The organism is Nitratireductor soli, from assembly GCF_001050155.1.
Taxonomy (GTDB): Bacteria; Pseudomonadota; Alphaproteobacteria; order Rhizobiales; family Rhizobiaceae; genus Nitratireductor; species Nitratireductor soli.
On sequence record NZ_LFVY01000002.1, the window covers coordinates 29,841 to 54,189 of the forward strand.

At 62.8% G+C, this 24,349-nt stretch carries 16 protein-coding genes and 1 pseudogene; 11 read left to right on the top strand and 6 right to left on the bottom strand.

What is annotated here, in order from left to right; translation table 11 throughout:
* Positions 1-394 precede the first annotated feature (394 nt).
* Positions 395-1,807 carry a TolC family outer membrane protein gene (locus AB843_RS02600; protein WP_244467879.1) on the top strand — a complete coding sequence of 471 codons (1,413 nt, stop codon included), beginning with the start codon at positions 395-397 and terminating at the stop codon, positions 1,805-1,807.
* A 122-nt stretch (positions 1,808-1,929) separates the two neighbouring features.
* On the opposite strand, the gene AB843_RS24750 is transcribed toward AB843_RS02600, so the two are convergent.
* Positions 1,930-2,175: a hypothetical protein gene (locus AB843_RS24750; RefSeq protein WP_206412782.1), complete on the bottom strand. Its 246-nt coding sequence runs from the start codon at positions 2,173-2,175 to the stop codon at positions 1,930-1,932.
* A gap of 468 nt (positions 2,176-2,643) precedes the next feature.
* Here AB843_RS24750 and AB843_RS26365 point away from each other — a divergent pair.
* From AB843_RS26365 to AB843_RS02630, 6 genes and pseudogenes are all read left to right on the top strand, one after another.
* A pseudogene (locus AB843_RS26365) lies at positions 2,644-2,916 on the top strand (BapA/Bap/LapF family prefix-like domain-containing protein); the annotation flags it as partial.
* A gap of 64 nt (positions 2,917-2,980) precedes the next feature.
* A complete protein-coding gene (locus AB843_RS26060) occupies positions 2,981-4,135 on the top strand; it encodes a hypothetical protein (protein ID WP_048645247.1) in 1,155 nt (384 codons plus the stop codon).
* A gap of 89 nt (positions 4,136-4,224) precedes the next feature.
* Positions 4,225-5,985 carry a BapA/Bap/LapF family large adhesin gene (locus AB843_RS25830; protein ID WP_162230623.1) on the top strand — a complete coding sequence of 587 codons (1,761 nt, stop codon included), beginning with the start codon at positions 4,225-4,227 and terminating at the stop codon, positions 5,983-5,985.
* Between the two features lie 78 nt (positions 5,986-6,063).
* A complete protein-coding gene (locus tag AB843_RS02620) occupies positions 6,064-8,283 on the top strand; it encodes a type I secretion system permease/ATPase (RefSeq protein WP_053086086.1) in 2,220 nt (739 codons plus the stop codon).
* Between the two features lie 5 nt (positions 8,284-8,288).
* Positions 8,289-9,491: a beta-barrel domain-containing protein gene (locus AB843_RS02625; protein ID WP_082143617.1), complete on the top strand. Its 1,203-nt coding sequence runs from the start codon at positions 8,289-8,291 to the stop codon at positions 9,489-9,491.
* Between the two features lie 145 nt (positions 9,492-9,636).
* On the top strand, positions 9,637-12,774 hold the full coding sequence (locus AB843_RS02630; protein ID WP_244467880.1) for a UDP-N-acetylmuramoyl-tripeptide--D-alanyl-D-alanine ligase: 3,138 nt from the start codon (positions 9,637-9,639) through the stop codon (positions 12,772-12,774).
* Between the two features lie 3 nt (positions 12,775-12,777).
* Here the strand turns inward: AB843_RS02630 and AB843_RS02635 are convergent, their stop codons facing one another.
* Together AB843_RS02635 and AB843_RS02640 are read right to left on the bottom strand one after the other, a co-directional pair.
* Positions 12,778-13,827 carry a hypothetical protein gene (locus AB843_RS02635; protein ID WP_048645250.1) on the bottom strand — a complete coding sequence of 350 codons (1,050 nt, stop codon included), beginning with the start codon at positions 13,825-13,827 and terminating at the stop codon, positions 12,778-12,780.
* Between the two features lie 250 nt (positions 13,828-14,077).
* Positions 14,078-15,145 (bottom strand): heme/hemin ABC transporter substrate-binding protein, encoded by a 1,068-nt coding sequence (locus AB843_RS02640; RefSeq protein ID WP_082143618.1) that lies wholly within the window; start codon positions 15,143-15,145, stop codon positions 14,078-14,080.
* 62 nt (positions 15,146-15,207) lie between these two features.
* Between AB843_RS02640 and AB843_RS02645 the strand changes: the two genes are divergently transcribed.
* From AB843_RS02645 to AB843_RS02660, 4 genes are all read left to right on the top strand, one after another.
* Entirely contained in the window at positions 15,208-17,295 is a 2,088-nt protein-coding gene (locus AB843_RS02645) for a TonB-dependent hemoglobin/transferrin/lactoferrin family receptor (protein ID WP_048645251.1), read from the top strand.
* A 20-nt stretch (positions 17,296-17,315) separates the two neighbouring features.
* Positions 17,316-18,413 carry a siderophore-interacting protein gene (locus AB843_RS02650; protein WP_244467881.1) on the top strand — a complete coding sequence of 366 codons (1,098 nt, stop codon included), beginning with the start codon at positions 17,316-17,318 and terminating at the stop codon, positions 18,411-18,413.
* 82 nt (positions 18,414-18,495) lie between these two features.
* Positions 18,496-18,861 carry an IS3 family transposase gene (locus AB843_RS02655; RefSeq protein ID WP_053086087.1) on the top strand — a complete coding sequence of 122 codons (366 nt, stop codon included), beginning with the start codon at positions 18,496-18,498 and terminating at the stop codon, positions 18,859-18,861.
* Between the two features lie 360 nt (positions 18,862-19,221).
* Entirely contained in the window at positions 19,222-20,574 is a 1,353-nt protein-coding gene (locus tag AB843_RS02660; protein ID WP_048645253.1) for a tyrosine-type recombinase/integrase, read from the top strand.
* A gap of 94 nt (positions 20,575-20,668) precedes the next feature.
* Here AB843_RS02660 and AB843_RS02665 read toward each other — a convergent pair whose 3' ends face one another.
* From AB843_RS02665 to AB843_RS02675, 3 genes are all read right to left on the bottom strand, one after another.
* The gene (locus tag AB843_RS02665; RefSeq protein WP_048645254.1) at positions 20,669-21,292 is read right to left on the bottom strand and encodes a hypothetical protein; all 624 of its coding nucleotides are present in this window, start codon (positions 21,290-21,292) and stop codon (positions 20,669-20,671) included.
* A gap of 657 nt (positions 21,293-21,949) precedes the next feature.
* Complete coding sequence (locus tag AB843_RS02670; RefSeq protein ID WP_082143621.1) at positions 21,950-23,143, bottom strand: IS91 family transposase; 1,194 nt, start codon at positions 23,141-23,143, stop codon at positions 21,950-21,952.
* A 3-nt stretch (positions 23,144-23,146) separates the two neighbouring features.
* A complete protein-coding gene (locus AB843_RS02675; RefSeq protein WP_048645255.1) occupies positions 23,147-24,052 on the bottom strand; it encodes a tyrosine-type recombinase/integrase in 906 nt (301 codons plus the stop codon).
* Positions 24,053-24,349 lie beyond the last annotated feature (297 nt).

A 24,349-nucleotide genomic window follows, 5' to 3' on the forward strand; every position in this document is an offset into this window, starting at 1 on the left:
TGCTTTCTCGGTGGTAGGTTGACCTCGGCGGTCGGCGTTCGCAACCACAGCAGATATGGGGGCGGTTGGCGCGCCGTCTCAGGTGAATATGGGAGCAGGTTTACGCAACAGGCCTCCGAAGGCGCACCTGAACATTGGCCGGATGCTGCTGAGAACGCACCGGTTCTCCGGCCATCTCCTCCGCATCGCGTATCTCCCGGCGATTGAGCATGGCCTGCTCCATGCCGAATGGGCGGTTGGGAATTCCCAGTCAATGGAAGCGCTAACGATTGGTTAACCATAATGAGGTCTACAACTGGTATGCGCTGGCTTTGTAGCCGGCGCATCGCCGGCCCTTCAAGTTTACGCGTTGGCAGGTGGCTCTAGTTCGACATCGATTTGTGGAGTTCCGTCGATGCGTCAGCCACGCCGCATGGTTGCGATTCTGTCTGTCAGTGCGGCGGCCATTGCATCCGCCTGCGCGGGCAATCCGAAGCCCGACACCGTCGACCCGGTCACCGTATCGTCCACGACGCGCGACGCACCCGCCGCATCGAAGCCCCAGCCGCAGGCTGCGGCTGCGGCCGCATCGTCCACCCCGCCGCCGGCAGACAAGGGCCCGCTGACACTGGAGACGGCAGTACAGAGAGCGGTTTCGTACCACCCTTCGGTCGCCGAGGCCGTCGGCAGGCTCAACCAGCAGGGTGAGGCGCTCAACGAAGCGCGCGCTGGATATCGCCCGCGCGTGAGCTGGGGCGTCAATTCGAACTTCGATTCGCGCGAAGGCGACTACGGGCCGAGCCTCGATGTCAGCGCCTCGCAGATGATCTACGACTTCGGCAAGGTGGACGGGCGCGTGCAGATCGCGACGGCGGGCAAAGCAGGCCGCAAGTCCCAGGTGCTCATGGCTGTCGACGAGTTGATACGGGAGACCGCCCACGCCGCGATTGAAATCCAGCGCAACCAGGCACTCGCCGGCGTGGCGCGCGACCAGGTGAAGGACACCAGCGCGATCCTCGACCTTGTCCGGTCGCGCACCGACAAGGGCGCAAGCACGCGCTCCGACGAGCTTCAGGCGGAGGCGCGGGTCCAGGCGGCCGAGGCCACGACATTGGAGGTCCAGGCGCAGTCCCGGCGCTGGACGAGCGCGCTCGCAGCCCTTACCGACACCCCCGGCACCATGGCTCGCGGTGCCCGCCCACCTGGCTGGCTATCCAGGGCATGCGCTTCGGCTGATCCGGATTGGTCACGCGTGCCTGCCGTCATGCAGGCCGAGGCGGAACGCTCTGCAGCTGTCGCACAGATCGGCCTCAGCCGCGCCGAGAGCCTGCCAACGCTGTCGCTTGATGCCGGGGTCGGCACGGACCTGACCCGGATCGGATCAAGCGATCCGGATTATACGATCGGTCTCAACGTCAGCGGCAGCCTCTACAATGGCGGAGAATCCGGCGCGCGGCAGGCTGCGGCCGGGCACGCGCTTCGCTCGTCGGAAGCCGCCAGGCTGCGGGCGCAGGTGGACGTCCGCCGGAGCCTGACGGAAGCGACCGGGCAAATCTCCAGCATGCGCGCTCTGCTTGCATCGCTGTCGAAGCGGCAGACGATGATGAAGGAAACACGGGATCTCTACCGCACGCAGTATCTCGAACTCGGCACGCGCACGCTGCTCGACCTGCTTAACGCCGATCAGGAGTTCCACGCCGCACGGTTCGACGAGGTCAACATCAGATACGACCTTCAGCGGCTCGGCATCGATTGCGCCTATAGCGCAGGCGACCTGCGCAGCAAATTCTCGCTCGAAGGCAAGCCGCTTCTCGGCGTGACTCTTTAGACCGATTCACCGTTTCATGGAAACGCAGGACCGGTCTATCGCATTGTCTTTCCGCGTTTGTGCGGACGTCGGGTGATTCCACCTGACTGCAAAACGCTATAGCCGAACCCGCCGCCTTGCGGTCAGGCAAGAATTTCGGCCTCACCGGAGCGCCTGCGAAGATCGGGACCGCACGGGCGGTCCATCTGCGCCCGATAGGATTCGAACGAGACGATTTCGGCCGGCACCCGCCGGAACTCCGCCGCCGTGACAACCTCGATCAGAACGTCCAGCGCAGCGCGTGTGCGCTCGCTGAATTCGTCATTGCCATCCAGATGCCGGAAAGCCTGTTCCAGATGCTGGCGGACGGTGGCGAAGTCGCTTGTCACGCGCATCTCCGTATGTTTCTTCGGACGGAAGCTTGCGGCGGAAATGTTGATCAAACACAAACATCAACAGAGAGATTTATCTAAAATTTTTCTAGATCAAAGTATAGATATAAGGAGAGAAATACAAATCAGAAAACAATACGTTAATATTTTTAATTAATTTGCAATGTAAAATTCAATAAAGCATACATACCAGCTTAACGTTTCATGTATTCATTTGAAGAAATTGGGCATTTCGGTTTGCCAATATTTTCATCATGTGGCCGATTGGTGAGCGCGAAGGTCACGTCCGCTGCTTGCGGATTCGGACTTTCGGGCGGAAACGCGGAGGCCTGAATCAACGCAGCCTGCTTGGCAACGGCATCGCCGTCTCCGACTGAAAATTTGATGAAACGCTGTTCGGCAGGGCCGGCGATTGCCGGGACTTGTGGCGGGAGCGAGCAATGAGGAGGCAGTCTCGTGGTAGCAGTGGTTACCGATAAAATCAGCGGAACGTCGCAAACCTTCCCCGACGGTGACGTCGCCCTCACCAGTCCCAGCGTGATCAAGCTTTCGCTGTCGCCGCGGGACCTCGTATCGGCGACGCGCGACGGCAATGACCTCGTTCTGCGCCTGACCTCCGGGGAAACCATCAGGATCGGCAACTTCTACGCTCCCGGCGAAGAGCAGAGCCAGCTCGTTCTCGAAGACGAGGACGGCAATCTCTGGCTGGGTGAGCACTCGGAAGGCCTGGCCGATTTCCAGTTCTCGCAGATTGAATCCGTCGACGAACTCATTGCCGCGTCAACGGGCGACGATTCGATTCTTGGTCTCGCTGGGCTCGGCCTTCTGGCGGCCGGCGGCCTCGCCCTGGCGGGCGGAGGCGGAGGCGGAGATGACGGCGATGCGGATGCTGATTCGGACGCCGACGCAGATGGAGACGCCGACGGTGATGCTGACGCGGATGCAGATGCTGACGCGGACGCAGATGCTGACGCTGACGCCGATGCGGATGCCGACGCAGATGCCGACGCAGATGCCGATGCTGACGCTGACGCAGACGCAGACGCAGACGCAGATGCCGATGCCGATGCGGACGCAGACGCAGATGCCGATGCGGACGCAGATGCTGACGCGGATGCCGATGCGGACGCAGATGCTGATGCTGATGCCGATGCGGACGCCGATGCAGATGCTGACGCAGATGCCGATGCGGATGCGGATGCCGACGCAGATGCCGATGCTGACGCCGACGCCGACGCAGACGCAGACGCAGACGCAGATGCCGATGCGGACGCAGATGCAGATGCTGACGCAGATGCTGATGCCGATGCTGACGCAGATGCCGATGCTGACGCGGACGCTGACGCAGATGCCGATGCGGACGCGGATGCCGATGCAGACGCTGATGCTGATGCTGATGCGGACGCCGATGCTGATGCTGATGCTGATGCGGATGCTGACGCGGATGCCGATGCGGACGCAGATGCCGATGCCGATGCTGACGCAGATGCCGATGCGGATGCAGATGCGGATGCAGACGCTGATGCTGATGCGGACGCTGATGCGGACGCAGATGCTGACGCAGATGCCGATGCTGACGCAGATGCAGATGCAGACGCTGATGCCGATGCTGACGCCGACGCCGACGCAGACGCAGACGCAGATGCTGACGCAGATGCCGATGCGGATGCTGACGCTGACGCAGATGCTGACGCAGATGCGGATGCTGACGCGGATGCGGACGCCGATGCGGATGCTGACGCAGATGCGGATGCAGATGCAGATGCAGATGCTGATGCGGATGCAGACGCTGATGCTGATGCGGACGCAGATGCGGATGCCGATGCAGACGCAGACGCAGATGCTGACGCGGATGCTGACGCAGATGCGGATGCAGACGCAGACGCGGATGCCGACGCGGACGCAGACGCGGATGCCGACATCGAGGCGTTCGACGACATCGGCAATGCCGGGCTGAACATCCTGCCGACGTCGACGGATGTCGATCTTGGGGACGCGAACTACCTCGCGCTCGTCTCGCTGGGTGTGCTTGACCTGCAGGCCACCGTGCTCGGCACGCCGAGCGTGTCGTTCACCGTTGAGGAAGGGCACACGCTCGAGGCCGATTTCGACTACAGCGCTCTCGCGTCGCTGGGCGTACTCAGCGATTATGCGGTGGTCGTCCAGAAATGGGATGCGGAACTAGGCCAGTGGGTAGGCATCGATGGCTCGGGTGAAGCGACCCTGCTCGAGATCGGCTTGCTGAGTGGCAATACCTACCAGGCGTCCCAGCTTCTCGAAGCCGGTGAATATCGCGCCTTCGTCACGTTCGACGGTGTCGGTCTCGGCGTTCTGGGTGAGTTGGGCGTCTCCGGCACCGACCTCGATTACACCGAGATCGGCGGCTACGAGGTGGATCCTGCAACCGGCAATGTCATCACCGACGTCAACGGCGACGGCAATTCGGATGTCGTCACCCCGACCACCGTCGTCTCGGAGGTCAACGGCGAAGCGATCGTGGCAGGCGGTACGACAATCGTCGGCACCTACGGCACGCTGGTGATCGACCAGGACGGCTCCTACACCTACACGCCGAACGAGGACGCCGCGGTCATCGGCCAGGTCGACCAGTTCGAGTACACGCTGCTCGACCCGGTGACCGGCAACACGGCCACTGCGACGCTCTATGCGCAGATCGGCAGTGACAGCGTCGCGTTGACGTTTGATCCGGCCGATCCAGGTCAACCGGCGGTGCTCGACTTCAGCACCACTGCCGACGACGCGTCTGCGTCGGTCGTCTGGGCCAATGTCAGCGATGAGGAGTACTTCAACGACAACGCTTCCTTGCTGGGTATTTTGGGAACCACTGTCACCGATACCAGCGACCCGTTTGTCATAGATGAAAACACAGACGTTTCGGGAAGCGTCGCCGTCTCGGCACTCGCTGTTGGTAATGCCAACGTCACCCTGGCACTCCAGATAGAGGGGCCAGCGGGAACCTGGACGAATGTCGCGACCGACATCCACACCGGGGCCATCCTGGCCATTGGTGAGATCGCCTCCCTGGACCTGTCGACATTGGACCTGGCCCCCGGCAATTACCGGGTGCAGGTGACGATGCAGACGCCGCTGATCGGCGGTGTGATCACGACCATCGGCATCGATACGGATGTCGACGTCACCTATCTCGACCAGTTCGAGATCGAGAGCTCGACCGGCGACAACGGCAACCTGCTCGACAATGACGAGACGGGTTCCGAGTTCACCACGGTCCAGATCTTCGACAGCGGTCTTGGAACCTTCGTCGAGATCCCGAGCGGGTCGCCGGTGACGGTTCAGGGCGCCTACGGCACGCTGACGGTCGACGCGGCCGGCAACTACACTTACACGCCTGATCCGGCGCTGGCCTATTTCGACACGCCGCAGCTCGATAGCTTCACCTATCAGCTGGTGCATCCGACCGGGGCGGTGGTGGCGGGCAACCTGGACGTGACCGTCAACCCGTCAGGGGCAGGGATAGCCGCGGCGCCGCTGGTGATGTTTACCGACGACGTCGTCGGCATCGACGACCTCGAGGTGCAGCCTGACGAGGACCCGCTGGACGGTGGGGCGCAGTCCAACGACGAGGAACTGGCTCTGGCCCTCGACGAAGGCGACGACCAGAACATTCCTCTCGGCGGCATCGACAGCCTGGATGACGAGGAAGGCGGGCTCGACGAGACCGCAGTTCTCTCCGAGACGGAGACCAGTGAAACCGTCGAACCGGTCGACCCCTTCGGCCATCTCGTGACGGATGACGACTGGACCGAGAACAGTTCGGCCATCTAGCCGGCGAGTTGGCGGTGCGCGGCTCCTTGCCGGGTCGCGCACCGCGAAACTGAACAGAAATCCCGCCAAAGGGGCATCATGATCGACCCCGAGCTCCAGACCGAAGCGAATGCCGCCAGTGGCTTGGGCCAGGCGGAGCTTGAAGCCTGGATCGATGCGTTCGAGCATGTAGCCCGCCACTACAACGTCCCGTTCTCGCCGCAAGGCGCCCTGCAGCTCGGCCGCGCTCTCGACGGCGAGGACACGGCCACCCAGATCGGGTGTCTTACGCGCAAGCTTGGCCTGCGCGTGCGGCAGGCGGACCCGGGATCGATCTCACTCACGAGCTGGCGCCTTCCTGTCGTGGTACAGCTCGACGATCGTTCCGTCGGCGTCGTCATGACACTGAGCGGCGACGGACACGCATCGGTGGTCTTCAGCGGCGACGGCGGCCAGGCAGTCTCCATCCCGATCGACACATTGATGCAGGAGACGCGGCACCTGGTGATTCCGCGGCCGGAGCGGGCCATGGCGGACGAGCGCGTCGATGCCTATATCGCGCCTGTTCGGAAGCACTGGTTCCGGCGCCTGGCATTCGCCGACGTCCGGCCCTACGGACACGTCATGCTGGCCTCGCTGGTCGCCAACACGCTCGCCCTTTCCGGCGTGCTGTTTTCCATGCAGGTCTACGACCGGGTGGTGCCGGCACACTCCTACAACACGCTCTATGTCCTCTTCGCCGGCGTCATGCTGGCCGTGGCGTTCGACTTCACGATGCGCCGCGTGCGCACGCGCATCATCGACATTGTCGGCAAGCGCACCGACATGCGGATGTCCGATCTCGTCTTCGGCCACGCCCTGCGCGTGAAGAACCGCGTCAGGCCGACGTCGACCGGCACGTTCATCGCCCAACTGCGCGATCTCGAACAGGTGCGCGAACTGCTGACCTCGACGACGCTTGCCGCGGTCGCCGACCTTCCGTTCTTCGTTCTCTTCCTGTTCATCTTCTGGCAGATCGCAGGGCCGTTGGTCGCCATCCCGGCCGTCGCGCTGTTCCTGCTGGTGTTGCCGGGCCTGCTCGCCCAGCGTCGCCTGCGCGCCAGCGCCAACGAGGCGATGCGCGAGGCCTCGCTCAGGAACGCCATGCTGATCGAGGCGATCCAGGGGATCGAGGACATCAAGGCGCTCCAGGCGGAGGACCGGTTCCAGCAGCGGTGGAACCACCTCAACGCTGTCACGGCCGAGGCGCAGATGCGCCAGAGGTCCATCACCAACACGCTGACCGCCTGGAGCCATGTCGTGCAGACCAGCACCTTCGCGGTCATCGTCTTCGTCGGCGCGCCGCTGGTGATGGAGGGTGACATGACCACCGGTACGCTCGTCGCCTGCTCCATCCTCGGTTCGCGCATGATGGCGCCGATGGCGCAGATCACCCAGGTGCTTGCCCGCTTCCAGCAGGCGCGGGTGGGGCTGAAGAGCCTCGACACCATCATGCACATGCCGGTCGACCATCCGGAATCGGAAACCCGCGTCAGTGCGCCTGTGCTCAAGGGTGCGTATCGAATGAAGGGCGCAGTCTTCCACTATGGCGATGCGGCTGCCAGGCCCGCGCTCACGGTTCGCGACTTGATGCTCGCGCCGGGCGAGAAGATCGCGCTGCTCGGCAAGAACGGCGCTGGCAAGTCAACCTTCCTGCTCGGTCTGTCGGGCATGATGGAGCCGTCGCTCGGCGAGGTGCATCTCGACGATCTGGCGTTGAACCAGATCGACCCCGCCGACGTGCGGCGCAGCGTCGGTCTCCTCACGCAGAACTCCCGTCTCTTCCACGGCACCATCCGCGACAACGTCACGATGGGCGCGCCGCATATCGCGCAGGCGGGGTTGCTCGATGCCTTGGCGATGGTCGGTGCGGACGAATTCATTCGCAGGCTGCCGCGCGGGCTCGATCACCCGATCCTCGAAGGCGGGCGGGGGCTGTCCGGCGGCCAGCAGCAGGCGCTGCTGCTCGCCCGGCTGCTGATCCGCGACCCGTCGATCGTGCTGCTCGACGAGCCGACCGCTGCCATGGACGAGGCCACCGAGCGGGCCTTCATAACGCGCTTCCGGGTCTGGAGCCAGGAGCGGACGGTCGTCATTGCGACCCATCGCATGCGTGTGCTCGATCTGGTCGACAGGATCATTGCGTTCGACAATGGGCAGACAGTGCTCGACGAGCCAAAGGACGAGGCACTCAAGGTGCTCAAGGGGGTCAAGAAGGTCGTTCCAGCCAATCTCGGCGGTGCGGCGGAAGCCGCCGACCGCCGTGCTGAAGGAGCGTGACGGCGATGGCTATGACACTGCGCGACCGCAAAACGGACTTTGGTGAATGGAGCTATGGCGATGATGACGGCGTACGGCTCTCGCGTTCGGGCACGATCGTCAGGATCGTGTTCCTGCTTCTGGCCTGTGGGCTCGTCTGGGCTTATTTCGCCGAGCTGGCCGAGGTCTCCGCCGGCGACGGTCGCGTGGTTCCGACGTCGCGCGAGCAGGTGATCCAGTCGCTGGAAGGCGGCATCGTCGCGGCACTTCACGTGCGCGAGGACGAGGTGGTCGAGCCGGGCCAGATACTGGCGCAGCTCGACCCCACCAAGACCGAATCGAATGTTGAGGAAAGCGCCGCCAAATATCGCGCGGCGCTTGCCGCATCCTCGCGCCTGCGGGCCGAGGTCGACCAGACGCCGCTTTCCTTCCCGAAGGAACTCGACGGCTATCCGGAGTTGATCTCGGAGGAAACCGAGCTCTACAACGCGCGGCGCCTGATGCTCGAGCAGTCGCTGGAATGGGTCGAGGAGTCGCTCGATCTGGTGCGCAGTGAACTGGCCATCAATGAATCCCTGACCGCGATCGGCGCCGCCAGCAATGTCGAGGTCATCCGGCTCAAGCGCCAGCTCGTCGAGCTCGAGCTGAAGAAGGTCGAGATGAAGGCCGATTATATCGTTCGGGCCAGGGAGGAGCTGTCCAAGGCGAATGCGGAGGTCAATTCGCTGTCGCCGGTGGTCAAGGGCCGTTCCGACAGCCTGGCTCGCCTTACGCATCGTTCACCGGTCAGGGGTATCGTCAAGAACATCGAGGTCTCGACGATCGGCGGCGTCATCCCGCCCAACGGCAAGCTGATGGAAATCATCCCGCTCGACGACAAGCTTCTTATCGAGGCGCGCATTTCCCCGCGCGACATCGCCTTCATCCGCCCGGGGCAGGAGGCGAGCGTCAAGATCAGTGCGTACGACTACGCGATCTATGGCGATCTTGAAGGGCAGGTCACCACCATTTCGCCGGACACGATCCAGGACGAGGTGGAGAAGGACATCTATTACTACCGCGTCTTCATCAAGACCGAGAAGGACGCCCTCGCCAACGATGCGGGTCAGACATTCCCGATCGTGCCGGGCATGATCGCGACCGTTGATATTCATACCGGCGGCAAGACGGTTCTGGAATACCTCATCAAGCCGTTTAACAGGGCGCGCGAAGCGCTGCGCGAGCGCTAGAGCGGGATGAGGAAAAGTGTGAAGCGGTTTTCCGCCCGCATCCCGCTCTAACTTATTGAGAGCGATCACGATGATTCTGGATTGATTCAATCCAAAATCATCGTGATCTAGCCGGGTTGTCCGGCAGCCAGAAGGGAGGTTTCAAGTGGACGCCAAACTCGACACCGTCGACAATCTATCCAGCATGCGGGCCTTCCTGCGCACCAGGATCGTCGGCCTCGAGCCGCCGTTTCCGCAGGTCGTCCTGTTCTTCTCGATCTCCGATGGCGATTCGCGTGCCCGTGTGGTCAATGCCTCGGGCGTGTCGCTGGAATCGGCGTGGCAGAAGGGGCTGGCGGCCCTGCGCGAAATCATGAAGGGCGAACAGCTCGCCGGCCGCTGGCTCCGCATCGACTGGGTCGAGCGCGCCGAGCGCACGAACTGGCAACGCCTGCGCGCGCTGCTGGCGAAAACCAAGCGCAACTACTTCCGCTACGGCCTCGCGCTGGATCCTGACCTGCAAGTCGCCTTCACGGAGATGGAGCTCAACGCCAACGCCGCCCTTTACGGTGGCAACACCATGGCGCATGCGGTGTTCAACCAGAAGAACTTCTTCACCTACGCTCACGTCAAGTATCCGGACCTGGAGAGCACGACCTTTGACGACGATGCCGAGGTCTACCTGCTCTCCACGCGCGGCGTCTTTTGCGACGAGGCCGGCAATCTGCACGAGCTGAACGGCTCCGGCCTCGATGCTGGCCGGCGCGACGTGCCCGAGCTCGGCGCTGGCGACGTGACGGCGCTGGTGCGTGACGCGTCGGCTTATCTTGCCCGCCAGGTCGATCGTGACGGAGCTTTTGTCTACGGTTATCACCCCTGCTTCGACCGGCGGATTGCGACCTACAACACGTTGCGCCACGCCAGCACGACCTACGCGATGGTGGAAGCGTGGGAGGTAACGAGGGATGCGCGTCTCAAGGCTGCAATCGACCGCTCCCTGAAGCGATTGTGCGACGCGCACATCCAGACCTGCCCGTTGCCCGATGGCACGGAGGCTGCGTTCCTGGTCGACGTCGGCAACGAGGTGAAGCTTGGCGGCAACGCGGTCGCGATCCTCGCGCTGGCCAAATACGCCGCCGCTACCGGCACGACAGCCCACCACGCGACGATGGAGCGGCTCGCCCTCGGCATCCGCTACATGCAGGATCAGGAAACGGGCGCCTTCAGGCACGTGCTTAATTTTCCCGACCTCGATGTGAAGCAGGATTTCCGCACCATCTATTACGAAGGCGAGGCCGCGTTCGGCCTCATGCGGCTCTACGGCCTCACCGGCGATCCGCGCTGGCTCGAAATGGTCGAAAAGGCCTTCGAGCATTTCATCCGCAGCGACCATTGGAAGCATCACGACCATTGGCTCAGCTACTGCGTCAACGAGCTGACGCGCCACCGGCCGGAGGAACGCTATTTCCGCTTCGGCATCAGCAATGTCGCCGGCTATCTCGACTTCGTCTCCGACCGGATCACCACCTTTCCGACCCTCCTCGAACTGATGATGGCCGCGCGCGAGACGCTGGCGCGTATCGATGAACGCCCGGAGCTCCACCGCCTCTTCGCTGACATCGATCTGAAGCGGTTCGAAAGCGCGCTCGAAAAGCGCGCGCATTATCTGCTTAACGGACACTTCTGGCCCGAGATCGCCATGTTCTTCCGCAAGCCGGACAGGATCGTCGGGTCGTTCTTCATCCGCCATCACGCATTCCGCGTGCGCATCGACGATGTCGAGCACTATCTGTCCGGCTTCGTTGCCTATCGGCGCTATCTGGAGGAGCGGAACGCTTTCCGTCGCCTTGTCGCGAGGCATTCCGCTCCGCAGCCGGGCTCCTCCGCTCCGGCAGGGATCTGGACGGCCGAGCAGGTCGAAGCCGCGACCGGCGGCACCTGGGTGCGCAAACCGCCGGCCGGCTGGTCGGCCTGCGGGCTTTCGACATTCGCGCCAGCCATGCAACCGGGCGATATGGCGGTGGTGCGGACCGGCGATGAGAAGGTGGGCATGCTGCAGCAGGTGGTTCGGCGCATGCAACCGCCGCCATCCGCACTCGTTGCCCGCGACGCCGCGGCCGTCGATGTGCCGGACGTGCCGCTGCTGAGCGTGCCGGATTGTGACGAGGCTGTCCTTTCGATGGGGCGCTATGCGCGCGCGCGCATGACCGGCAAGGTTCTGGGGGTGACGGGAAGCTCCGGCAAGACCACCGCCGTTGCGATGCTGGCGCATGCCCTTTCGGCGCATGGTACCGTTGCCAAGAGCGCACACAACGCCAATCTGCCGCATGGGGTAGGGTGGAACCTGGCCTCCATACCGTGGGATACGCAGCACATCGTCATGGAGCTCGCCGTCGGCCGTATGGCCGTCAGCGCACGCATGGCGCGTCCGCAGGTCGCGATCTTCACCAACATCGCACCCGCTCATCTCAGCGAGACCAGCACTGTCACCGACATTGCAAGGACGAAGAGCGCGATCTTCCTCGGTATGTCGCCCGGAGACGTCGCGGTGATCAACCGGGACATGCTGGAATGGGAAACAGTGCGTGCCGCCGCGGAACGGCGCAACCTGCGCATCGTCCAGTACGGCTCCCATGCCGATTGCGATTTCCGGCTCGTGGCGCATGACGCAGGCGAGCGGCTGGTCACGGCCAGTATCGGCGGACGAGAACGCAGCTATCGTGTCGGTGCGGCGGGCCGCCACATGGCCCTCAACAGCCTCGCAGTTCTGGCGGCCGTGTCCGCGCTTGGCTACCCGTTGGAAGCGGCAATTGCGAAGCTTGGAACATTCGCGCCGCTGCCGGGCAGGGGGCAGGTGTGCGAGCTGTCGCTGGATGGCCGCCGGCTGACCGTGATCGACGATGCCTACAATGCCAATCCCGGCTCGATGGAAGCCGCCTTCGATGCGTTGGGAGAATATGAGGGTGCAGGGCGCCGCGTTGCCGTTTTGGGGCAGATGGCCGAGCTCGGACCACAGTCGCGGACCTATCACACCCAGCTTGCAAAGCTGATCGAGAACAGCGCCATCGACCGCGTCTACGTGACCGGGCAGCACTACGAGGAATTCTGGCGCGTGCTTCCACGCTCCCGCAAAGGTCTCTATCTCGGCTCACTGGATGCGATGAAGGAGGCGCTGGAGGACCAGCTTGCCGATGGCGATGTCGTGCTCGTCAAGGGCTCCAACAGCACACGCATGTACGATATCGTCGCCTGGTTCAAGGAAATGGCGCAAGCCGGTGAGGAGGGGCAGCCCGCTCACGGGTAGATGCTATTCCTTCTGATCGAGCTCGAAATCGGTCAGCGCCCGCCTGATCTCCCTGGGCGAGCGGCCCTGCGCGAGAAGGGCTGCGGCGAGCCGGCCGTTGAGCGCAAGCAGGTGCCGCCGCGGATCCGTCGCCTGCGCATAGATGTGCTGCGGCTCGAAACCCGCGCCGCGCAGGCGGCGCACGTAATAGAGCTGGCTGAAGAAAGGTACGACGCGATCTTCCGGGTCGGAGATCATGTAGATCTGCGGTCGCGGGTTGGTCGCGATCCGGTCGATCTCATCGACGGGATCGTAGAAGTTGCGGGAATCATAGAGCAGGCGTCCCGGAAGGGACCGTCGTTTCTCCCAGAAGTTGGAGACCTGCTTCACAGATACGAGGCCCGACGTCATCACCGCGGCCGAGACATCCGCTCGCCGGTTGAGCAGTCCCGCCACGATCTGTGCCCCCGCCGAATGCCCGCTCAGGATGAACGAGGAGACGCTGTAGCGCTCCTTGATCATATCGACTGCGCGATCCATCAATGCGATCTCGCGCGGATGGCGGCGCATGTTGTGATCGCCGGACGAGCCATAGATGCCCGGACGAGCGATATAGACGGTGGGCTGCTGGCCCGCCTGGGCCGACCATTCGGCCATGTCGGCCGCGATCGATGCCGGCGAGCGCTGCATGTACGATCCGGTGATGAACCGCACGCCGCGCGAATTCCGCAGCATCACGTCGCCGGCGAAATAGACAAGCACGCTCCGATTGCCGCCCTCGGCCAGCCCGTGCGGATAATATCTGATGCAGTCGCCGCGCCCTTCGTGTTCGACCCAAAGCCCGTGGGGAACTTTTGCGCAGTGCTCGGGCGAACTGAAGCTGCCATTGAGCGCCTGGAAGGGGCTGAAGCTCTCATCGCCCCGCGGGACGGCCAACTCCTGTGGTTGCGGTCGTTCGAACGGACCGAGGCGTGGCGCGTCGGCATGCGCGCTCTGCGACGCGCCGGGCACGGACAGGATCAGCAGCAGCCAGCGGACCAGGCGCCAGGCCAGGGGATGATTTTCTCCGCTCATCTTTCCAGGTGGTTCTTCATGCTCGATCTGGGACCCACTGCTGCCACGGACATTCATCTCCTCAAACGGTAACGAAATCCTATGCTCATCGGGTAAACATATGGATAGCAGGGATCGATGCGGTCATTCCCAAACGACCGTGCCGGAGTGAGGTATCGAAGGGGCAACACAAACGCTGTGCCATCGCGCGCCCGCCTGCGCGGCGCCTGTGCCGGCCTGCAAACGAAGTCCCCTGTTGAGGCGTCCTGTTTCACTCCCCGTCCGATTTCAGCTCCACTCCATAGAGCGCTTTGGTCAGATCACGAACGGCATCGGCCGTGCGAGGACCGAAACCGATCATGTAGGCGCCGTCCAGTACGATCAGCGAACGCGTCTGCGCAGCCGGCGTCACCGACAGTGCACGGTTGGAGAAAACTTCGTCCGGTGTCGGCCCGCCGCGACCATTGCTCATCATCAAGATCACATCGGGAGCAAGTTCGATCAGTTTTTCTTCGGACGCCGCCTTGTAGCCTTGAAACGCGTCCATCGGATTGATCCCGCCGGCATATCTGATGATGGCGTCCGCTGCGGTATCGGCGCCCGCCGCCGTCAGCCGCTCGACTCCGTGGAAGAACACGACCTTCTTTCGCTTCGCTTGCGGGATCATGTCGGCAAGCCGGGTTGCACTGTCGAATTTCTCCAGCACCTCCTCCGCCAGTTTCCTGCCTTCCGTCTCGAGAGACAGGGCCGCCGCAACAAGCTCGATCTTGCGACGGATGCCTTCGCCCGAATCGTGCTTCGGTACCAGAACGAGCGGAATCTCGATTTGCTTCAGGACATCCACGGTTTCAGGAGGGCCGATATCCTCGGCCGCGAGGATCAAATCCGGGTTGAGCGACAAGAGGCCTTCGGTCGAGAGCCGCCGGCGATAGCCTACATTGTCCTTGGAGGTTGCGTCCTCGGGGAACCGGCTGCCTCGGTCAACCGCAACGATCCGATCTTCCGCTCCAAGGGCAAAGACAATCTCGGTAATGTCGGAGCCAAGGGTCACGACGCGCTGCGTGCTGGTGATGCGGACCAGTCGGCCCAAGGCATCGCTGACCTGGACCGACGCCTCGTCCTGCGCCTGGGCGGCAGGCAACAGAAGGGCAAGCGCAATGACGCATTGCGTCAGATAAACCGCGGCACCCGAAAGCCCGGCCGTGCGTAAACTTCCCCGGATATGCAAATCTCTCTCCACGCTGAGGTTCGAACCGGTCGGACCGGAACGCGCGAAAGCTAGCGCTCTGATTTGAAGTTGACAATAGAAGTCATGTTTAATTAATAACCTTCCCAACATGCCAGCCAAAGCCGTCGTCGCTGCAGCAAGCCCACAACATTCACACCGACGGGGTATGGGGCATGGTGGACCGAGCCGACTTATTGAGAAGCACAGCACTCGCAGCCTTCTTGGGGCTGCAGACAATGTCGCCGGCATTGTCCCAGGAAGCAGTCACGCCGGGAAAAGAGCAGAAGGCGCGCGCTCCGGCCGGTGCGCCGACCGAACTGGATCTCATAACGGTCACCGCGACGATGGGCCTGCAGGCCGTCATCGATGCGCTATCCGGAACGAGCATCGTTTCCACCGCGAATCTGGAGCGCGTCCAGGGTACGACGGCGGCCGACCTGTTTCGGCAGGTGCCCGGCGTTTCCGCTTCCATGAGTGGCGACGATCCTGCCACCGCGATCAATATTCGCGGTTTGCAGCAATATGGGCGGGTTGCCGTGACGCTTGACGGCGCGCGACAGGACTACTGGCGCGTCGGCCATGGTTCCGGTTCCTTCTTCATCGAACCTGAGCTCTTGAAGCAGGTCAGCGTCATCCGAGGCCCGGTTTCGAATGCATACGGGACAGGAGCGATCGGCGGTGTCGTCGCGTTTGAAACCAAGGCAGCCGGCGATTTTCTGCGTGACGGAGAGACCTGGGCACTGAGCGAGAAAGGGCGCTACGAAACGAACGGAGATGGCTGGCTCTCGAGCACCACCGGCGCCTATCGCTTCGGCGAGGATTTCGACGTCATCGGGAATCTCGTTCTGCGCAGCAGCAGCGAATACAAGGACGGGAACGGCGACACGGTGCGCTGGACCGGCGAAGATGGCGTGAGCGGCTACGGTAAGATGACCTTCAGGCCCGCTGACGGCCATGAAGTCCAGCTCGGCGCCACGATTCAGCGTTATGACGATGTCATTTCAGGCTCGAGCGGATCGGCGTCGTCGAGCCTCAGCCGCTACGACGCCAAGTCGCTGGTCGAGAACTATACGGGCCGCTACACCTACAATCCGTTCGACAGCGACTTTTGGGATCTGACGTTGAACGTCTATCACAGTACGACGCGATCCGATCAATATCGTTCATGGCCAGCCAGCAGCATCGGCGAGACACGCTACTACGACGTCTCGACGACCGGCATGAACATTCGCAACGCTTCCCGCTTCGAGGCGGCTGGCTTCGAGCATACGCTGACCTATGGCGGCGACTACTCCCACCTCAGGGGAGATTCCGACGCTGATCATTTCGGCCAGGGCACACAGGACGCATACGGCGCGTTCCTTCAATGGGAAGGCAATTACGATCGCTGGCTCGATCTGACGGCAGCGGTCCGCTACGATGGATATCGCCTGGTCGGGCATTCGAAAGCCACACCGACCGACTCATCTCATGCCGTGTCTTTGACAGGCGATCGCTGGTCGCCGCGATTCACCGTCGGCATCACGCCATTCGATGGAATCCAGATTTACGGCACCTATGCCGAGGGCTACCGCACACCACACCTGCAGGATGTTTTCCGTCAGAATGGCTCCCATGGCTCCGGATATGAACCCAACCTCCTGCTGAGGCCCGAAGTGGCGAGCACGTGGGAGGCCGGCGTCAATTTCAAGTTCGACGACGTCGTTGTTGCCGGCGATATGCTCCGCGCCAAGGTCAACGTCTTTCACTCGGACGTCGACGACTACATCAACACGGTGGTCGTCGGCGGCGTCAGGCGATCGGAGAATGTCGGCACGGCACGCCTGCGCGGAATCGAGCTTGAGGGCGTTTACGACTACGGACCGGGCTTCATCAATCTCGCCGCCTCTCTCGTGGATGCAAAGATGAAGGATGGGCCTTTCGCCGGCGAGACGCTGAGCGACACGCCTCTGGACAATCTTGCATTGACCCTCGGCTTCCGGGCCTTGGACGACCGGCTCACATATGGCGTCCAGTATCAGAGTGTGGGCAAGGTCGTGCGCACCCTGTCTTCGGGATCCCGCATTTATCCGCGTGTCGATCTCGTCAACGTCTTCGCCAACTGGGATGTCAACGACAATCTGCGTGTCGATTTCGGCGTCGACAACGTTTTCGACAAGGCTTTCACCGATCCGCAAAGCGGATGGTCTTCCACATCGGACATCGAGCAAGGCAAAGGCCGGACCTTCAAGATCGCTCTGACGGGGCGGATAGGCGGATGAGCGTCCAGGAGAACGGGCCCATGCGAGACCTGACATGCGAAGCAGTTCTGGAGCTCCGGCACTTGCAGGCGTATCTCGACAAGATCGAAGACCGGCTCGAAAGCTTCCGCGCGATCGCCTCCCGGCACGACGACGGCATCGACTTCGCATTTCCGTTCGGTGAAGCCAGTTTCAGGCTGTCTCCGGGCCGGTTGGCGATCCGTGCTCGCGCCGCGGAGCGGGACGATCTCGCCCGCATAAAGGATCTGCTGGCCACGGCCGTGCAGGTTTACGGCAAACAGGACAACCCCCAGATCCGCTGGACAGGCGATCTGTCGGGCGAAACCAGTCTCCCACAGTTCCGCGAAATGACGGTGGAGGGGATCACGCAACTCACCCCGGCAATGAGACGCATCCGGCTTGCGGGCGAAAACCTTGGGCGCTTTGCAAAGTTCGGCGGAATGCACATACGTGTTCTGTTCCCGACAGTTCGTGTGCCACAGCCCGAATGGCCGTCGCTCGGTGCAAACGGCCTCGCGGCCTGGCCGTCGGAAGACAGGTGCCCGACGCCACGCGCCTACACGATCCGGCGGATGAGCGTGGACAATGGCTGGATCGATGTGGATTTCGTTGTTCACCCGGGTGACAGCGTCGGTTCACGCTGGGCCGAAGGCGCCTCGCCCGGATCGAAGCTCGGCATCATGGGTCCCGTTGGGCGCCCCATTCCGCTGGACGCGGAATGGTACGTGATGGGCGCTGATGAGACCGGTCTGCCCGCCCTGTCGCGCATGCTGGAAACACTGCCTGCCGCGACCAGGGGCATTGCGTTCGTCGAGGTAGCGGACGAAAGCGAGGTGCAAGACCTCGCCAACCCGACCTCCATCCAGGTGCGATGGATACTGCGCAACGGAGTTCCGGCGGGCTTGGACGAACGCTTGGCACGCTCGGTGGTGGCTGTGAAGTGGCCGGAAAACTCACGCAGCTTCGGCTGGTTCGCGGCGGAGGCCATACCCGCTTCGATCGTACGCAATCATTGGCGCAAGATCATGGATCTCGGCCGCGACGAAACGCTTGCAGCAGCCTATTGGGACCGGACGAAAGCCGGCGCCATGGCCACTGGTGGCGCGCCGCGCGGTTGAGATACCGTCGAGATCACGTCAAGGCACTCGGGAGTTTCCAACCCTTGCCAGTAGCAATTTGCAGTCAGGTGGAACTGACGTGTTGAACCGCCTGGTCTATCTGCGCGGGGCGGCCAACGCGGTATTTTGTGACAGTGGCGCGGAGTTCACCCGGCAGATCATCGACCTCCGGGCCTGTATGCACAAGGTCAAGCTGGACTTCTCGCGACCAGGTACGCCGACCGACAATGCTCATATCGAGCCATTCAATGGCACACTGCGCGACGCGTTTCTGAACACAAACTGGTTCAGCTCGATCGCTGAAGCCACACGGCTCGCCGAGGCTTGGCGGCGGGACGACAATGATTGCCGGCCTCACATGACTCACAGCGGCAAAACCCCGACGGAATCTGCCGAAATATCAGGCCTGTGCCATGGTGGGCAGGTCAAAATCGCTGCTGGATTCTAACGCCAAGCCCGGGCCACCAGAACCAGGCACTTCACATGCATTAAGACTGAAACTGGACCACCTCATAGGGGCAGACCACCGCTTTCAGCGCGAAATCGGCGGCTCTCAGCGTTCATAGTTCTGTTCTGAAATGGCGCACCCGACAGGATTCGAACCTGTGACCTCTGCCTTCGGAGCATTTTGTCCTGGCCATCCTAATTACACGCCAGGGCACGCTATGATACTCCAACACCTTGAAATGTCTGGACAATTCCGCTCTTCCCGCCGAAATCCATATCCGAGACTTCGCTCCGAATTCCATCCGGCTGCTTCCGTGGTGCTTCCGCGGAAGCAGCCCTTCCTCAGCGGGAGGAACTGCTAATGGCAAAGCTGACAAAACGTGTGGTGGACGCCGCTGCCATCCGCGAGAAGGACTACTTCATCTGGGATGACGAGTTGCCCGGCTTTGGCCTCCGCATCTTCGCATCCGGAAAACGTAGCTACCTTATCCAATATCGCGCCGCAGGTCGAACCCGTCGTTACACGATCGGCCTGCATGGCATCTGGACGGCAGAAACGGCACGGCAGGAAGCGAAGATACAGCTCGGCCGGGTAGCCCAGGGTGACAACCCTTCCGAGGAACGCCAGCTCGATCACCAAGCAATCACCGTCAAGGAGCTGTGCGCGATGTATCTGAAGGATCTCGACGCCGGTCTCATCCTCGGGAAGGGCGGACGCCCCAAGAAGGCAGGCACTATCGTCAGCGATGTGGGCCGAATTCGCCGGCACATCATTCCGCTAATCGGCAACCGCAAGGTCAAGGATCTGGTCAAAGCCGACGTCGCCAAGGTGTTGAAGGATGTTATGGCCGGAAAGACGGCGGTATCGGTGAAGACCAAAAAGCTGCGCGGCAAAGCCATCGTGCGCGGCGGCGCCGGCACGGCCACGCGAACCGTGGGGCTGCTCGGCGGCATTCTAACCTACGCGATGGAGGCCGGGATCATCACTTCCAATCCCGCGCATGGCATCCGCAAGCCCAAGGATAATGTGCGTGATCGCCGTCTCACCGAAGCCGAGTACCGCACCCTCGGCGAGATGCTGCGGGCGGCAAGCGAGAATCCGAAATATGAGATGACGGTCGAGATCATCCGGCAGATCGCGCTGACCGGCTGCCGTCGGAGCGAGATGATCGGCCTCAAATGGGCCGAGGCGGATATCGACGCGAGTTGCATACGCCTGCAGGAAAGCAAGGAAGGCGCGTCCATTCGGCCCATCGGCTTGCCCGTGATCGAATATCTGGAGGAACGCCGCAAGACTGCAACCGGTCCCTATGTCTTCCCCGGCCAGGGCGAGGACAACGCCTTTGGCGGCTTTCCCAACCACTGGAGACAGATTTTCAGAGACAGCCCGCTTGCTGATGTGACGCCGCATGTCCTGCGGCACGGCTTCGCCAGCATCGCCAACGATCTCGGTTTCACCGAAGTCACGATCGCCGCGCTGGTTGGCCACGCCAAGGGCTCGGTTACGAGCAAGTATATTCATACGCTCGACACGGCCCTGGTTATGGCCGCGGATACGATCTCAGGTTACATCCAGGGATTGCTCGACGGGATCGAGTTCAAGCAGACCGCCTATGCGCTCGACCGCGATTCCCGAAAGGCTGCGCTGTCGCGCTTCCTGCTTCAGGCTATCGGCGACGAAGAAACCGACGAGACGGAGCGCACCGCGGCATAACTCGCGAATGGGCGCTTGAGCTCGATTTATCTTGGTCCAGCGCGATGGACTGGCGCAGCGCAATAGGGGCGGCTCTCGACCCCATTGACGTCGGCTAGAATCGTGTGGCGTTCATGATGTCGGTCAGGAGTTCGTCGATGCTGCCGGCCGATGTAGAAAGCCTTCCGTCGACAACATGTGGAAAGTCGTTCTCTTCTTCATAGCCATAGCTGGCCTCGAATTGCTCAACGGCTTCTCCCGCCAGGGGAACGCCGCGATTCCTCAGGTGCTCAAATGCAGCGACGACAAAGTTGAACAGAGCCGGGTTGATGTTCACTACCGGGCCATACCAATGGAACATCTGTTGGCAGGCCTGCCGTGTCTCCTCCTGATACCGCTTTGTCGTCTCTATCGCCGCGACGACGTTATCGCGTGGGACGAGGCACAACGTCATCAGATCCGTCTTTATCGGATAGCCACCGATCGGAATGAGTCTGACGACGTGCCGCAGTTCCTGTTGATGGTGGAAGTAGTTGCGAAGGCACTTGAGCGCTGCAAATTCCTGGACGTCGAAGAAATCGGCAGCCGCTCCAACCTTCAGTCGATCATTGAGGCTGTGTGCCGCCTCCAGGAGCGAAAACAGTGTGTCGCGGCTCGGCGAAACGCAATGCATCCGGTAGAGCCGAAAGAACCTTTCGGACGCTGCGCCAACATTGGCCAAATGGACATCTTCTGTCACACCGAACCTCCAATCAATATGCGCGTGTCGAAGCGGTCATCCGCGCAATCGAGACTTCCACAACCGCCGTCAACCGATAGACGCGCGGATTCACCGCTGTATCCTCAAGAGATCGTGGCAATGCACAGTTCCCGCCTCTTCCGATAAGGCGGCGCGCTTATGCTCACCCAAGCAACTTACCCCCTGGCCTTCCTTGAGCTGATCGGGCGTTAGGTCCTTGGAGTTTCGCTCAGCGGCTGCCTATGGGTTAAGCCGAACTGGACAGCTGCCTTTCCACCCGTCCGATAGTCCCCGCCAGAAGCACTATCCCAACGTCCGCTTTCGGGTGATTTTCGCTCTTCCCACAATGACCGGAACTGGTGAAGGGTTTCGGGTGCCGGCAGGCGTACGAAAGCCTCTCATGCAGGAACCCGCGGGGCACAGTCGACTACTATGGGGATTTCGATCTGCGGCCAATGTCGGCGATGGCTCGACCGACGGTGGGAAGTGCGGTGGTGGATGCGGACAGGCCGCTTCGTTGCGCCTCGGCGCGGTATTGTCGGCCCCGCACGTTGCTCGTCGTAGGCCTGTCGGCAGGGACAGTCACCACAGGCCCGCGCGGATCCGTTGCCGGGGGCGCAGCGCCTAGGGCCTGGGGGTGGAATAGGCCATGCCGGGTCATGGAGCGGTCTCCCGGTTCGTGGCGGTTGCATCGGGCGGTCCTCGCGGCTGCCTCCAGCGCTCGAACGTCTCGATGATGATCATGCGTCCGCCGCAGCAGCGGCATGGCGGGCGGAAGTCCTCCGGTTCGACTGGTCTGGCGGCATCAGGTGGCGTGAGGACGTTCAGGAGTTCGCGGGCGAGCGCGAGGCTGGCCTTGCGGGCGGAGCCGGCTAGCAGGCCGTAGTGGCGGATGCGGTGGAACCCGCGCGGCAACACGTGGATCAGGAAGCGGCGGATAAACTCGTCGGCCGCGAGCGTCATGATCTGCTGCCGGTCCGCGCCGTCGCGGCGGTAGTCCTTGTAGCGGAAGGTAACACCATCCTGGTCGAATGCGATGAGGCGGCTGTTCGAGATCGCCACGCGGTGGGTGTAGCGCGACAGATAGGCGAGCACCGCCTCCGGCCCGGCGAACGGCGCCTTGGCGTAGACGACCCATCGCTTCGTCCGGACGGGAGCAAGGTGGCGCAGGAATGCTCCGCGGTCGGCCAGGTGTGCCATGGTCCCGAAGAAGCCGAGCCGCCCAGCAGCGTGCAGTGCGAACAGCCGCGTGAGGAAGAGCCGCCGGAACAACTTGCCGAGCACGCGCACCGGAAGCAGGAAGGCCGGCTGCGACGAGATCCAGCGGCTCGCGTCGGGCGCGATGCCACCGCCCGGCACGATCATGTGCACGTGCGGATGGTGGGTCATCGACGATCCCCAGGTATGGAGCACGGCGGTGATGCCGATGCGCGCGCCGAGATGCTTCGGATCGGCGGCGATCGTCAGCATCGTCTCCGATGCCGCCTTGAACAGGAGGTCATAGACGAGCGCCTTGTTCTGGAGCGCGATGTCGGTGATCGCGGCGGGCAGCGTGAACACGACGTGGAAGTAGCCGACCGGCAAGAGGTCGGCCTCGCGCTCGGCTAGCCACGCCCGCGCTGCCGCGCCCTGGCACTTGGGGCAGTGCCGATTACGGCAGGAGTTGTAGGCGATGCGCCACTGGCCGCAGTCCTCGCAGGCTTCCACGTGACCGCCGAGAGCCGCGGTGCGGCAATGCTCGATCGCCGACATGACCTTGAGCTGGGCGAGGCTCAGGTGCCCGGCATGGGCGGCTCGGTAGGCAGGCCCCGCGGCTCGGAAGATGTCGGCGACCTCGACCGAGGTGCGCACGGCTCAGCCGGGCGGCGTCTTGTCCTCCATCAGCGCCATCAGGCGGTCGAGCGGCCCGGTGACAGCGTGGATCGTCCGGGTCGAGACCTTGGCGTAGAGCGCGGTCGTCTCAAGCTTGCTGTGGCCGAGCAGGACCTGGATGACGCGGATATCGACATCCTGTTCGAGCAGGTGGGTGGCGAAGCTGTGACGCAGCGTGTGCGGGCTGACGCGCTTGCGGATGCCGGCGACCTCGGCGGCCTCCTGGACCGCGCGATGCAGTTGCCGCGAGGAGACCGGATCGGTGCGGCTGCGGCCGGGGAACAGCCAGCCATGCGGAAGCATGACCCCGCGCCGCCTGCCATCGCGCCACCACAGCCGCAAGAGTTCCAGGAGCTGCGGCGAGAGCATGGCGTTGCGGTCCTTGCGTCCCTTGCCCTGCTCGACCCGGAGCAGCATGCGCGTAGAGTCGACATCATCGACCTTGAGGTGCGCGACCTCGGACACGCGCAGGCCAGCGCCATAGGCGACGCCGAGCGCCGCCTTGTACTTGAGGCCGGGTGCGGCTTCGAGCAGCCGCCCCGCTTCCTCCACGCTGAGCACATCCGGAAGCTTGCGGTGATAGCGGGTGATCACCAGGGCGCGCGACAGATCCCGGCGCTGCAGTGTCACCAGAAACAGGAACCGCAGCGCCGAGACAGTGCTGTTGATGGTCGCAGGTCCAACGCCCTTCTCATGCTGATCCAGCTGGAAGCGGCGGATATCCTCCGGCGTCGCGGTGTCGGGCGAGCGCCCGAGAAACGCGGCGAAGCACCGGACATGACGAACGTAATCCTGCCGCGTGTGGGAGCCGAGGCCCCGCATGAGCATGTCGTGCTGCATGCGCTGGCGAAGCGGCGAGACGGGTGCATCGGTCGACGGGGTAGCCATGGCGAGTTCCTCTCGTTGAAGGGAACTCCATGGCCGGCTTGCTCGCCGCTACCCGCTCAAAGGCTACGAATACTACGCCATCTAAGGCCAACGCGCCCCTCCCGCGAAGCGGGTTCGTGCATTAGGGCGCGTTGCAGGCGAAGTGCGGCAGCCACCTGAATGGCTGCTTTCCCAGCTCCGCCGCCCAGAAGCGGTCGAGCAGGAATCCACCCCATTGTAGCCATTCGCTCTCCTGAAGGGTCAGGTCCCCAGACCGGTTGAGCAATGACGAGACAATCTTCATCTGGCCAACCCGCC